Annotated in this window: 13 protein-coding genes; 5 read left to right on the top strand and 8 right to left on the bottom strand. The window is 63.8% G+C overall.

Annotated elements, in window-relative coordinates; genetic code table 11:
* Positions 1–24: 24 nt before the first annotated feature.
* The 5 genes from SOQ14_RS10205 to SOQ14_RS10185 form a co-directional block, all read right to left on the bottom strand.
* Entirely contained in the window at positions 25–1,230 is a 1,206-nt protein-coding gene (locus tag SOQ14_RS10205) for a type III PLP-dependent enzyme (RefSeq protein WP_322897998.1), read from the bottom strand.
* Between the two features lie 242 nt (positions 1,231–1,472).
* The gene (locus SOQ14_RS10200; RefSeq protein WP_322897997.1) at positions 1,473–2,666 is read right to left on the bottom strand and encodes a carboxynorspermidine decarboxylase; all 1,194 of its coding nucleotides are present in this window, start codon (positions 2,664–2,666) and stop codon (positions 1,473–1,475) included.
* A gap of 2 nt (positions 2,667–2,668) precedes the next feature.
* The gene (locus tag SOQ14_RS10195; RefSeq protein ID WP_322897996.1) at positions 2,669–3,616 is read right to left on the bottom strand and encodes a peptidyl-alpha-hydroxyglycine alpha-amidating lyase family protein; all 948 of its coding nucleotides are present in this window, start codon (positions 3,614–3,616) and stop codon (positions 2,669–2,671) included.
* 121 nt (positions 3,617–3,737) lie between these two features.
* Positions 3,738–4,127: a GxxExxY protein gene (locus SOQ14_RS10190; RefSeq protein WP_322898132.1), complete on the bottom strand. Its 390-nt coding sequence runs from the start codon at positions 4,125–4,127 to the stop codon at positions 3,738–3,740.
* Between the two features lie 53 nt (positions 4,128–4,180).
* On the bottom strand, positions 4,181–5,407 hold the full coding sequence (locus SOQ14_RS10185; RefSeq protein WP_322897995.1) for a saccharopine dehydrogenase family protein: 1,227 nt from the start codon (positions 5,405–5,407) through the stop codon (positions 4,181–4,183).
* Between the two features lie 236 nt (positions 5,408–5,643).
* Here SOQ14_RS10185 and SOQ14_RS10180 point away from each other — a divergent pair, with 236 nt between their 5' ends.
* The 5 genes from SOQ14_RS10180 to SOQ14_RS10160 all read left to right on the top strand — a co-directional run bounded on the left by SOQ14_RS10180 (position 5,644) and on the right by SOQ14_RS10160 (position 9,618).
* Entirely contained in the window at positions 5,644–6,597 is a 954-nt protein-coding gene (locus SOQ14_RS10180) for a threonine ammonia-lyase (RefSeq protein WP_322897994.1), read from the top strand.
* Positions 6,598–6,797: 200 nt separating this feature from the next.
* Positions 6,798–8,012, top strand: coding sequence for a BtaA family protein (locus SOQ14_RS10175; RefSeq protein ID WP_322897993.1), 1,215 nt, complete (start codon positions 6,798–6,800; stop codon positions 8,010–8,012).
* On the top strand, positions 8,012–8,653 hold the full coding sequence (locus tag SOQ14_RS10170) for a class I SAM-dependent methyltransferase (RefSeq protein WP_322897992.1): 642 nt from the start codon (positions 8,012–8,014) through the stop codon (positions 8,651–8,653). Before SOQ14_RS10175 ends, SOQ14_RS10170 begins: the two co-directional genes overlap by 1 nt.
* Before the next feature lie 74 nt (positions 8,654–8,727).
* Positions 8,728–9,183: an MAPEG family protein gene (locus SOQ14_RS10165; RefSeq protein WP_322897991.1), complete on the top strand. Its 456-nt coding sequence runs from the start codon at positions 8,728–8,730 to the stop codon at positions 9,181–9,183.
* A gap of 12 nt (positions 9,184–9,195) precedes the next feature.
* Positions 9,196–9,618, top strand: a complete 423-nt coding sequence (locus SOQ14_RS10160; RefSeq protein WP_322897990.1) for an MAPEG family protein — start codon at positions 9,196–9,198, stop codon at positions 9,616–9,618.
* Positions 9,619–9,638: 20 nt separating this feature from the next.
* Here SOQ14_RS10160 and trxB read toward each other — a convergent pair whose 3' ends face one another.
* From trxB to SOQ14_RS10145, 3 genes are all read right to left on the bottom strand, one after another.
* Complete coding sequence (gene trxB / locus SOQ14_RS10155; RefSeq protein ID WP_322897989.1) at positions 9,639–10,610, bottom strand: thioredoxin-disulfide reductase; 972 nt, start codon at positions 10,608–10,610, stop codon at positions 9,639–9,641.
* Between the two features lie 60 nt (positions 10,611–10,670).
* On the bottom strand, positions 10,671–11,480 hold the full coding sequence (locus SOQ14_RS10150) for a tyrosine-protein phosphatase (protein ID WP_322897988.1): 810 nt from the start codon (positions 11,478–11,480) through the stop codon (positions 10,671–10,673).
* A gap of 72 nt (positions 11,481–11,552) precedes the next feature.
* On the bottom strand, positions 11,553–13,199 hold the full coding sequence (locus tag SOQ14_RS10145; RefSeq protein WP_322897987.1) for an acyl-CoA dehydrogenase family protein: 1,647 nt from the start codon (positions 13,197–13,199) through the stop codon (positions 11,553–11,555).
* Between the last annotated feature and the right edge of the window lie 13 nt (positions 13,200–13,212).

Here is a 13,212-nt window from a genome sequence, read left to right as displayed (position 1 = left end):
GAACTGGATCAACCGCAGCCTTTGTCAGCGCAGGCTCACCACGTTGTCGATCGCCTCACGCACGCGCCCGCCGGTGTAGAGGCTCGCCATCGGCTCGTCCGCCACCATCACGACCGTGGCTTCGCCAAAGCCGTTGAAGCCGGTCTTCATCGCCGCCCCATAGGCGCCGAGCATGCCGATCTCGATGTAATCGCCCGCCTGGATATCTGCCGGGAGCGCAAACGGCCCCTTCATGTAATCGGCATCATCACAGGTCGGCCCGTAGAAGGCGAAATCCTTGAGCGGCTCGATCAGATCATCTTCGAGCGCGCGCACCGGGAAACGCCATTCGACATGGGCCGCATCATAGAGCGCGCCGTAAGCGCCATCATTGATGTAAAGCTCTTCGCCGCGGCGCTTCGTCACCGCCACGATCATCGACGAATATTCGGCGCACAGCGCCCGGCCCGGCTCGCACCAGAGTTCGGCGTTGTAGGCAATCGGCAGCGCTTCGAAGTGGCGCGCAATGATCGCGAAGTAATCTTCGAGCGGCGGCGGTTCAAGCCCCGGATAGCTGCTCGGGAAGCCCCCGCCGACATCGATCATGTCGATCACCACGCCCGCCTCGGCAATCGCCGCACGGGTGCGATCCATTGCCTGCACGAAGGCAAACGGGGTCATCGCCTGGCTGCCGACATGGAAGCACACGCCCAGCCAGTCGCAATGCTGGCGGACTTCCTGCAAGAGCACCGGCGCTTCGATCAGATCGCAGCCGAACTTGGAGGCGAGCGAAAGCTCCGAATATTCCGACGAGACGCGCAGCCGCACGCACAGACGCAGATCGCGGGCCGGCTCACCCGTTGCGGGATCGCGGCAGGCATCAACGATCTTTTCAAGCTCTTCCGCGGTATCGAGGCTGAAGGTGCGCACGCCATGTTCGAAATAGGCTTCGCGGATCGCAGCCGCGGTCTTCACCGGGTGCATGAAGCACAGCACCGCCTGCGGCAGAAGGCCGCGCACCAGCCGCACCTCGGCAATCGAGGCGACGTCGTAATGCGTCACCCCGGCATCCCACAGGATGGTGATGAGATCGGGCGCGGGGTTCGCCTTGACAGCGTAAAGCACCTTGCCCGGAAACTTCTCGATGAAGAAACGGGCCGCGCGCCGCGCCGCATGCGGACGGTTAAGGATTACAGGTTCGTCCGGACGGAGGTCGCGAACTACAGCCAGTGCGTCAGGATAGATGTGCAACTCAAGGGACCCCCAAAACGGTTCGTTGAAACCATAAAACGACAAGCTGCCTTGCGGTTTGGAAGTCCCCTTGGGGCAGCGGAAGGGCGCAGATAGGGCTTGGGGGGCAAATTGCAAACGAAAAATGGGCCTGCGCGCCGCGAAACGTTACTTTTCCAAGACAGCGTTTTCGGGCTGGCAAACATGTGACAATTGCACGCCCGCACCGCAGGCGCAGACCATCGTGTGCGGGCCGTAAAAACTCAGCTCAAGCGGTCACGAAAATCCTGATAATCGAAGCGCTTGATGCAATCGAGCGCGTCGGTTTCCGAATCCCACATCCAGATCGACGGCAGGGCCACTCCGTTGAAGGTGTTGGTCTTGACCATCGAGTAATGCGCCTGATCGAGGAAGGCGAACCGCGCGCCCGGCTCGGCCGGAACGGGCAGGCGGTAGTCGCCGATCACGTCCCCGGCGAGACAGGATGGCCCGCCAAGGCGAATCGGGATCAGATCGGGATCACGCAACTCGCCGAGCATTGCCGGACGATAGGGCGCTTCGAGCACATCGGGCATGTGGCAGGTCGCCGAAATATCGGTGATGCCGACAGGAACTTCATTGAACATGGTATCAAGCAGCGTGCCCACCAGAATCCCAGCATCCAGCGCCACCGCCTCACCCGGTTCAAGGATGATCTGGCAGCCGGTATCCTCAGCCGCGTCCTTGAGGAATTCGACCAACTCCTCGCGCTGGTAATCGGCGCGGGTGATGTGGTGGCCGCCGCCCATGTTGATCCACTTCAGCTGACCGAAATACGGCTCGATCACGTCGAACACCCGGTCCCACGTGGCTTTCAGCGGCTCAAAATCCTGTTCGCACAGGTTGTGGAAGTGAATGCCCTCCACGCCCTCCATGTGCTCCTCGGTGAGCTGGTCGAGCGGGAAGCCGAGCCGCGATCCGGGGGCGCTGGGGTCGTACTTCGCAACCTCGCCGGTCGGCACTTGCGGGTTGATGCGCAGGCCCGTGCTGACCTTGGCCCCATTCGCCGCCGCATGATCGAGGATCAGCCGCGCCCGTTCATGCTGGAACGGCGAATTGAAGATCACGTGATCGGAGAGGCGGCAAATTTCCTCCAGCTCCTCCGGCTTGAAGGCGGCGGAATAGGTCGCGATCTCGCCATCGTAGAATTCGGACGCGAGCCGCGCTTCCCACAGCCCGCTGGTGGAAACGCCATCGAGATATTCGCCGATGATCGGCGCGGCCGACCACATCGAGAACGCCTTCAGCGCCGCAAACACCTTGATGTCCGCCCCGTCCGCCGCTGCCGCATCGCGCACCCCGGCCAGCACCCGGCAATTGGCGCGCAGCTTGGCCGCGTCCACGACGAAGGCGGGGCTATCCACCCGCGACAGATCGAAATGGGCAAAAGCGCCCGGATCACCGGCCTTGGTTTGCATGGTCAGGGCTTGTCCGAAATGGGAGGGATGGCAAAGCGCACGACGCGCCCCGCCTTGACATCAGTGACATAGGCATAGCCATCGGGCGCAATCGCCAAATCATGGCCAAGGCTCATATTGGTGCCGGGCAGGCCTGCGTCAAGCGAGCGTTCGAGCAGGCCGTTTGTCCCGTACAGCCGCAGGATCGCGCGGGTGCGATCCTGCGCATCGCGCCCCTCCAGCACGACGAGGCGGCCATCCGGCAGCGGTCTGACGGCATAGGGATGATTGCCGCCCCGCATCGCGAGTTTCCGCACCAACCGGCCTTGATGATCGAAGATCTGGATCTGGCTGTTTTCGCGATCGGCAACATAGAGGCGGCGCGCGTCCGCCGCGACAGCATGGGCAATCCTGAACTCACCCCACTGCCGGATGAAGCGCCCCTCACGCGAGAATTCGGCGATGCGGGTGTTCACATAGCCATCGGCCACCAGCACGCGCAGCTGCGTTCCGGCACCCAGAAAGGCCACATCCGCCGGACGGCCGAAATGGCGGCCATCCGCACCGCTGACCCCGCGCTCGCCGATGACCAATTCCTCCTCGCCTTCAGGGCTGAATCGGAAGACCTGTTCGAGCCCGGCATCGGTGATCCAGACCTTGCCTTCAGGGTCGATCGAAAGCCCGTGGGGCATGACAAACCGCCCTGCCCCCCAACGCTTGATCAGCGTGCCATCCGGGGCGAATACGAAAACGGTCGGCTCGGCAATGGGATCGGCAGGAAAGGGCTTCTGCCATTCCCGGCTCGCCCGGTGCAGCACATAGACATTGCCCGCAGCGTCGAGATCGACCGCGCTGACCTGCCCGAACACCGCATCCTCGGGGACCACGGGCCAGCCCTTGTCGACGGTGACAACCGGCACGACTTCGGGCGGCAGCGGCGGCGCCAGCGCATCACAAGCGGTGAGTGTCACAGCAAGAAGCGCGACAAGCGGAATCTGCCTGACAAACGCCCGAGCGAAATATGACATTGTGCCCTTTGCCCTTTTTTGTTTCACGCAGAGACGCAGAGAAGAAAGTCGAGACGCAGAGAGGTCATCCCGGTTTGTAATCGTTCACGACCCTGCGGATACCATCCTTCATGGTCGCTTCGGAAAAATTGAGAAGCAGCCCTACGGGCTGTTTGAGTAATCTCAGATAGGTCAGCAATTGCTTGGCGTGGGCCTTGCTAAGCCGTTCGACAGCCTTGATCTCAAGGACAAGCCGGTCATCGACGAGCATGTCGATCTTGAAAGCCGGATCATAGACCTCGCCGTCGAAGACGGCTTTTACCTGAACCTGTCGTTCGACCTTGAGCCCGCGCGAACGGAGCCTTCCGACGAGCACGGACTCATAAACCGATTCAAACAAGCCCGGGCCAAATTCCCGGTGAATGCCGATCGCCTCTTCAATGACGGCAGCACTGAGCTCGTCGATCGGCAACATCACGCCCTCTGCGTCTCCCTTTCTTCTCTGCGTCTCTGCGTGAACAAAAATCCTCAAAAATCAACCGGCCCGGCCATTTCTTCGACCGTCCACGGCAGGCCATGGGCGTTGAGCATCGCCATGAAGGGATCGGGGTCCATCTGCTCGATGTTGAACACCCCTTCCCCGCGCCAGTCGCCGCGCACCATCATCGCTGCGCCGATCATCGCGGGGACGCCGGTGGTGTAGCTCACCGCCTGATTGCCGGTCTCCTCATAGGCCGCCTCGTGCGAGCAGATGTTCTTGATGTAGAACGTCTTCTCCCCCGAACCATCCAAGGCCTCGCCAGTCGCGATCACGCCGATATTGGTGTTGCCCTTGGTGGTCTCGCCCAGCGTCTCGGGCTTGGGCAGCACGGCGGCGAGGAATTGCAGCGGGATGATATCCTTGCCCTGATACTTCACCGGCTCGATGCTGGTCATGCCGACATTCTGGAGCACGGTGAGGTGCGTGATGTACTGATCGCCGAAGGTCATCCAGAATCGCGCGCGTTCCAGCTCGGGGACGAACTTGGCGAGGCTTTCGAGCTCCTCGTGATACATCAGATACATGTTCTTCGGGCCGACGGCTTCGAAGTCGAACGCCACCTTGTTCGACATGGCCGGGGTCTCGACCCACTCACCGTTCTCCCAGTGACGCGCCGGGGCAGTCACTTCGCGGATGTTGATTTCCGGGTTGAAGTTGGTCGCGAAATGCTGGCCATGATCGCCGCCGTTGCAATCCAGAATGTCGAGCTGGCGGATGGTCTTCAGCTTGTGCTTCTTGAGCCACATGGTGAAGACCGAGGTGACGCCTGGATCGAAGCCGCTGCCCAGCAGTGCCATTAGGCCGGCGTCCTTGTAACGCTCATGATAGGCCCACTGCCACTTGTATTCGAACTTGGCCTCGTCCTTGGGCTCGTAATTGGCGGTGTCGAGGTAGTCGACGCCCGCTTCGAGGCAGGCGTCCATGATCGGCAGATCCTGATAGGGCAGCGCGAGGTTCACGACGAGGCCCGCGCCGGTCTTGCGGATCAGGTTGACCATCGCCGGGACTTCCTCGGCGTCGATCTCGTAGGTTGCGATATCGCGCCCGCAGCGTTCTTTCACGCTGGCGGCAATCGCGTCGCACTTGGACTTGGTGCGGCTGGCGAGGTGGATTTCGGGGAAGATGTCCGGATTGAACGCCATCTTGTGGACGCAGACCGAGCTGACCCCGCCCGCGCCGATAACAAGGACGGTGCTGGATTTTGCTGCCGACATGATAGGAACCTTTCGTGAAGCGATGCGAATCTTGCGCAGCGCCCTACCCCAACGCAGAACGCGCGACAAATGATCCGCATTTCCTACCGGGATATGATGGGGCAGACTGACCGGAAGATGAGACCTCGCCTCCCCGCCCCGGCCTGCTTGTTACCGCGACCAAGGCTTTGCGCTTGGTCACTTTTCTGCTTCATGACAGTGTCTCAATTGTCTCCAACAGACAGGAACCGACCCACGTGACTGAACGAATCCCTACCCATGAAGGCGTGCTGGCGGCGGCCGAAGCGGTCGCTGCGATCCTGCCGCCCACGCCGCTGCTGCCGGTCGACATCGGCGGCGTGCAGGCGTTGGTCAAAGCCGAGGTGCTGCAACCGATCGGCGCCTTCAAGATCAGGGGTGCATGGTGGCGGCTGGTGAACCTCTCGCCGGAGGAACGCGCTGCGGGTGTGGTCGCGGTGTCATCGGGCAATCACGCGCAGGGCGTGGCCTGGGCGGCGCGGCGGCTCGGGCTGGGCGCGACCATCGTGATGCCGCACGATGCGCCCGAGGTGAAACTGGCCAACACCCGCGCGCTCGGTGCCGAGGTCGTGCTCTATCAGCGTCCGGGAGAAGATCGCGACGCGGTGGCGGCCAAGCTGATCGCCGAACAAGGCGGCACGCTGGTTCATGCCTTCGGCGATCCCTGGGTGATCGAAGGGCAAGGCTCGGCCGCGATCGAGATCATCGCGCAACTGGGCCGCGCCCCTTCGCGGATCGTCGCCTGCTGCGGCGGCGGTGGACTGTCCGCTGGGCTGGCGCTCGGCGCGCCTGACAGTGCCATCCACCCGGTCGAGCCGGTGGGGTGGGACATGGTCGGGCAGTCGCTCGCCGCCGGAGCCATCGTCCCCGCTGCCCCTGATGCCCCCAGGACGATCTGCGACGCGCTCCAGCCGCTCGCGACCAAGCCGATCAACCTTGGCGTCCTGCAAGGCCGCGCGGAACCGGGCGTTACGGTCACCGATGACGAGGTGCGTGCCGCCCAGCGCTACGCCTTCGCCCATCTCAGGCTGGTGGTCGAACCGGGCGGTGCCGCAGCGCTGGCGGCGGCACTGGCGGGCAAGGTGCCGGTGGATGAGAGCACGGTGATCATGCTTACCGGCGGCAATGCCGATCCCGCGGCCTATGCCGCAACGATTGCGGGCGGCGACTAGCCCCCTGCCCCGTTCGCCCTGAGCTTGTCGAAGGGCTGTCTTGCTTGCGTCTCGCGCCAAGCAAGAGAAGAAGAACGGTCCTTCGACAGGCTCAGGACGAACGGGCATAAAATCCGTCATCGCCCTAGTGGAAAGCGTCACAATGCCGACACGCACGCGCCATATGGCTTGCACCTGACGTTACGAAAGGCCCCCTCCCCATGGCGACACAGGCAAAGCGGATCATCGAGGACGCGGTCGTCCGCAAGGATGCGGGGCTCGGCGACAAGCTGCTCGACAAGGCGTTTGCGCTGGCTTTCAAGGGGCTGGTCTATGCCCAGATCTGGGAAGACCCGGTGGTCGATATGGAGGGCCTCGCCATCGAGCTGGACAGCCGCGTCATGTGCATCGCCAGCGGCAGCTGCAACGCGCTGTCCTACCTGACGGCGAACCCTGAAAGCGTCACGGCGGTCGATCTCAACCACGCGCATGTCGCGCTCGGTCGGCTCAAGATCGCGGCGATCAGGCACCTGCCCAATTACGAGCGATTCCACCGCTTCTTCGCCCACGCCGATCACAAGGAAAACGCCGAAGTCTACACCACCATGATCGCGCCGCACCTCGATCTGGTCAGCCGTGCCTACTGGGAACAGCGCGACATTCGCGGGAGGCGGCGCATCTCGTACTTCACCCGCGGCATTTACCGGAAGGGCTTGCTCGGCAACTTCATCGGCGTGGCGCATGTCTTTGCCAAGCTGTACAAGATCGATCTCGGCAAGGTGCTCGCGGCGCAAACGCTGGAGGAACAGCGCGCAGTGTTCGAGCGGGAGCTGGCGCCGGTGTTCGAGAAGCGCTTCATCCGCTGGCTGACCGATCAGCCCGCCTCGCTGTTCGGGCTCGGCATTCCGCCGGCGCAGTTCGAGCACCTGGCGGGTGATGAGCGCATGGCCGAAGTGTTGCGACGGCGGCTGGAAAAGCTCGCCTGCGACTTTGCCGTGCAGGATAACTACTTCGCCTGGCAGGCCTTCGGACGCGGCTACAGCCGTTCGGAGGATGCCCCGCTGCCGCCCTATCTCCAGCGCGCCCATTGGGACGCGATGAAGGAGCGGGTTGACCGCATCGATGTGGTGCGCGCCAATATGGTCGACTGGATCGGCGCGCGCGACGAGGCGAGCATGGATCGCTTCGTGCTGCTCGACGCGCAGGACTGGATGAACAACGCGCAGCTTGATGACCTGTGGGCCAGGATCACCCGCGCGAGCCGCCCCGGCGCGCGGGTGCTGTTCCGCACCGCCGCCGAGCCGAGCCTGCTGCCCGGCCGTCTGGATGACGCGATCCTGTCGAAGTGGCGTTACCTTGAAGAGACCTCCGCCGATTGCACCCGCCGTGACCGTTCGTCGATCTATGGCGGTGTCCATGTGTACGAGCTGGCGTGATGGCGAGCGCAGGATCGTCACACGCGGCGCTGATGGACGAGGTCTATCGCGGGCAGCGCCACATCTATGACCTGACGCGCAAGTACTACCTGTTCGGGCGCGATACGCTGATTGTGGGGCTGGATGCGCGGCCGGGAATGCGGGTGCTGGAGATCGCCTGCGGCACCGGGCGCAATCTCGCCAAGATCTGGCAGAAATGGCCGGGAATCCGGCTGTTTGGCCTCGATATCTCGCAGGAAATGCTCAAAAGCGCGCGCAAGACGCTTGGTGACAAGGCAAGGCTTGGTCAGGGCGACGCCTGCACTTTCGATGCGCCCGGCGTGCTCGGCGAAGTGCAATTCGATCGCATCGTGCTGTCCTATTCGCTGTCGATGATCCCCGATTGGGAAGGCGCGCTGGATCACGCTGCAAGCCTGCTCGCGCCCGGGGGCAGTTTGCATCTTGTCGATTTCGGCGATCTGGCAGGCCTGCCCCGCCCGCTCGCGCGCGGGCTGCTTGCGTGGCTGGCCAAGTTCCATGTCGCCCCGCGCACCGCGCTGCCCGCCGCTGCCGCACAGATCGCGGCGAAGCGCGGCCTGTCGCTCGCGAGCACGCGCGGGCCGCTTGGCTATTTCCAACTGCACATCCTCACCGCGCCGTGACCGGTTGCAATTGACAATCTTTTGCCCCGCTCGCAGTCTCGCCCCAGAAAAAGGTGCAATCAGGGGATCAATCAATGCAGGCGCAAATTCTCGCGCCCGCCGCCTTGCTGGTGGTGTGGACGCTCATCATGCTGTTCTGGATCATCCCGGCGCGGTTCGGCGCTGTCGCCAAACTGGAAGACAAGTCCGCGCTCGCTGGCAAACAAGGCGTGCGCGGCAATGATCTTGAAGGGGTGATCCCTGACAAGGCCAATTGGCCCGCGCATAATCACACCCACCTGCATGAACAGCCGACGCTGTTCTATGCGACCGTGCTGATCCTTGCACTCACTGGCCCCGGCGCGCTCGATATCATGCTGGCTTGGACCTACTTCGCGCTGCGCGTGGTGCATTCGCTGTGGCAAGTGCTGGTGAACACCATTCCGGTGCGCTTTGCCTTATTCCTTCTCAGCACGATTGCACTGATCGTGCTCGCGGTGCGCGCGGTGATGGCAACCGTGTTCGCTGATCCGTCTGCCCTGCCCGCTTGAGGAGACCACGTGATGATTGGTATGGAAATCCTGCAACCTGTCGTGGTGCTGCTCGCATGGACGATGGTAATGTGGCTGTGGATGTATGCTGTGCGCCTGCCGGCGCTCACTGCATCGGGGCTCAAGCCCGATGATGCCCGCAACACCAAGGCGCTCGATGAGATACTGCCGCCCAAAACCCAGTGGCCCGCGCATAATTACAACCACCTGCACGAAGCGCCGACGCTGTTCTACGCGGTCGCCATCGTGCTGGCGCTGATCGGGCAAGGCGACGGGCTCAACAGCCTGATCGCCTGGGCCTATGTCGGCCTGCGGATCGCGCACAGCCTGGTGCAGGCGACGATCAACAAGGTCGCGCTCCGCTTTGCGCTCTATTCGCTATCCAGCCTCGCGCTGATCGCGCTGATCCTGCACGCCGGATTGGCGGTGTTCTGAAGCCCGCGCGGGGCGGCGGATCATTCCGCGGCTTCGACTTCCTTGGTCGCGTGGGCCCGCGCGGCGAGGAACCGCTCGCCATCAAGCGCGGCCATGCAGCCCATGCCTGCTGCGGTCACGGCCTGGCGATAGACGTGATCGGTGACGTCGCCAGCGGCGAAAACACCGGGGATCGCGGTCTTGGGCGTGCCGGGTTCGGTCAGCAGATAACCGCTTTCGTCCACCGGCAGCTTGCCCTTGAACAGCTCGGTCGCGGGCGCGTGACCGATGGCGACGAAAGCGCCATCCACCGCCACAGTCGAAGCCTCGCCAGTGACAGTATCCTTGAGTGCAAGGTGATCGAGCATGCCGTTCTCGCCCGCCTCGAAGCTTTCGACCGCCTTGTTCCACAGCACCGTGATCTTGGGATTGGCGAAGAGACGTTCCTGGAGGATCTTCTCGGCGCGCAAGCTGTCGCGGCGATGGATCAGGGTGACGTCGTCGGAATGGTTGGTGAGGTAGAGCGCCTCTTCGACAGCGGTATTCCCGCCGCCGATCACCGCAACCTTCTTGCCGCGATAGAAGAACCCGTCGCAGGTCGCGCAGGCGGATACGCCCTTGCCGCCGAGCTCCATCTCGCCCGGAACGCCGAGCCACTTGGCCTGCGCGCCGGTGCAGATCACCAGCGTTTCGCCGATATACTCATCACCGCTGTCGCCGATCGCGCGGAACGGCGGCCCCCCTTCGAGATCGACCGAGACGATCGTGTCCCACATCATCCGCGTGCCGACATGTTCGGCCTGCGCCTTCATTTCCTCCATCAGCCACGGGCCCTGCACCACATCGCGAAAACCCGGGTAGTTCTCGACATCGGTGGTGATGGTAAGCTGCCCGCCGGGCTGGAGCCCCTGCACCACAATCGGTTCGAGCATCGCGCGCGCCGCATAGATCGCAGCAGAGTAGCCTGCCGGGCCGGAGCCGATGATAAGCATCTTGGTGTGGTGAGTGGCCATGGTGATCTCTTCAATGCGTGATGGGGTCAAGCGGCGATATGGGAAGGACGCGGCGCAATGTCACGCCACAAAACGCGCCTGCAACCGCGCCTTGCGCGAGCTATCCACACCCAAAACCTCCGCCATGTAGGCATCCAGCGATCCGGCGATGCGCGTGGCCTCGGTGATGTAGGTATCGAGATATTCGGGCAGCACCCCCATCAGGTTGCGACGGGCCTCGGGCGCGATCTCGCCATAATGGGCCTGCATCCGCGGGAGCGACTGGCGTTCGAGGATATGCACGGTCGGCGCATCATTGGTGCGCAGGAATTCGCCCATCACATCATCGGGGTGCACGCCGAGCGCGTGGAGCAGCAGGCTGGCAGCCACCCCGGTGCGATCCTTGCCGGCAAAGCAATGGACAAGGCTTGCCCCCTCGCGGGTGTCGAGCGCGGCGAAATAGCGGGTGAACATGTGGCGCATCGCCGGGTTGTTGGGCATGCGGGTATAGACGGCGAGCATGCGCTCACGCGCCTTGGCAGGGGTCATCTCGATCTGCCCACCGCCGCCTTCGTGCGGCGGGGAACTGGTGGTCTCGCCATCAAAGGCGATCACATGAGCGTCGAATTCGGGATGACGGCGACAGGGAAAGGCCTCGCGTTCGCTGCTGCCGCGCAGATCGATGATCGTGCGAATATCCAGCCGGGCCAGCAAGGCAAGATCATCCTCGCTCGCTTCCATGTGCTGGCCCGAACGCCACAACAGGCCGGCTTTGACCCGCGCACCGCCCGCCACGGCATAGCCGCCATAATCGCGCAGATTATGGATGCCCTCGGTCAGAAGGAAGGGGCCAGCAGTGGCGGCGGCAGCGGTGTCAGGTTCGCGAATCATCGGGCGCGACACTGGCAGGGCGGCGTGCCGCGGGCAACCGGACGCAGGCGTGACCGATGCCGCGCCTTTGCCCTAGGCCGCCTGCGCGGTGAGCAGCCCCCGCCCGATCACCTGCGCCTGAATCTCTGCCGCGCCTTCAAAGATGTTGAGAATGCGCGCATCGCACAGCACCCGGCTGATCGGGTATTCGAGCGCATAGCCATTGCCGCCATGTACCTGCACGGCATTGTCCGCCGCGATCCACGCCGTGCGTGCAGCCAGCAGCTTGGCCATGCCCGCCTCGATATCGCAGCGGGTGCCGCGATCCTTGGCGCGCGCGGCGTAATAGGTCAGCTCGCGGCTCATCACGATTTCCGCCGCCATCAGCGCGAGCTTGTCGGCAATGCGGGGAAAGGCCGTCAACGGCTCGCCGAACTGCTTGCGGCTTTGCGCATAGTCGAGCGCAAGATCAAAGGCGTTCCATGCCACCCCGATCGCGCGGGCAGCGGTCTGGATGCGCGCCCCTTCGAAGGTGCGCATCAATTGCTTGAAGCCCTGCCCCTCAACCCCGCCGAGCAGCGCATCACCGGCCACCGCAAAGCCATCAAAACCGAGCGCATATTCCTTCATTCCGCGATAGCCGAGCACGGGAATTTCGCTGCCCGCGATGCCAGCATCGGGGAACGGGTCAGCGTCGCTGCCGCGGGTCTTTTCGGCAAGCAGCATGGAGAGCCCCGGATAGCCCGGCGCGTTCGCATCAGTACGTACCAGCAGCGTCATCAAATCGGCGCGCGCGGCATGGGTGATCCACGTCTTGGCCCCGGTCACCCGCCAGGAACCATCGGCCTGGCGCTCGGCGCGGGTTCTGACCGAGGCAAGATCGCTGCCGGTATCCGGCTCGGTGAAGACAGCGGTGGGCAGGCATGAACCATCGGCAATGCGCGGCAGGAAATGCGCCTTTTGCGCAGGCGTGCCATTCTCGCTGATGAGCTCACCCGCGATCTCGGCGCGGGTGCCGAGCGAGCCGGCACAGATCCACCCGCGCGACAGCTCCTCCGACACCACGGCCATCGCAAGCTTGCCAAGGCCAAGCCCGCCATGCGCTTCGGGAATGCACACGCCGAACACGCCAAGCGCGGCCATTTCGGCGATGATCTCCGCCGGGATCAGCGCATCATCAAGATGCCACTGATGGGCGCGGGGCGTGATGGTCTCGGCGGTGAAGGCGCGGAACTGCGCGCGCACCAGATCCAGCGTATCATCCCCCAGCGCTTCGTCGGGCCGTGCCCCTTGCGCCAGCAGCACCGCAAGCCGCGCGCGGGTTTCCGCGGTGTTGCCATCAGCAAGAAAGCGCGCGACCGCCTGATCCGCTGCCAGCGCGCGGGCTGCGTCATCAGTTCCGAAGGCAGCGGGGCGCACGATCTCATTCGCGCTCATCGCGACCCCGCTGGTGAGCTGTGCGCAATATTCGCCGAACCCGATCCTGAGAGTGAGCGCTTCAATCTCGCCAAATTGCCCGGCGGCAGCGGCGCGCGCGGCCCAATCGCAGGTCGCCTCAAGCGCCGCGAGCGTTGCGGCTAGCCAGCCGAAACCGTGCACCGCGTGCTGCTCCTGTGCGAGCAAGCGGGCATCGGGCTTGCCGTCCGGCGCAACCCGCGCCGCGACCTGTGCCCGCACCGTTTCGCCATATGCCTGTGCGGCGCGCACGGCGCTGCGCGCCTCATCAATCCACGTGTTCATGGAACGGGCGCTA

The sequence above is a fragment of the Erythrobacter epiphyticus genome, assembly GCF_034653295.1.
GTDB lineage: Bacteria > Pseudomonadota > Alphaproteobacteria > Sphingomonadales > Sphingomonadaceae > Erythrobacter.
Note: the sequence above shows the minus strand (reverse complement) of the source record. Positions and strands in the feature narration are given on the sequence as shown.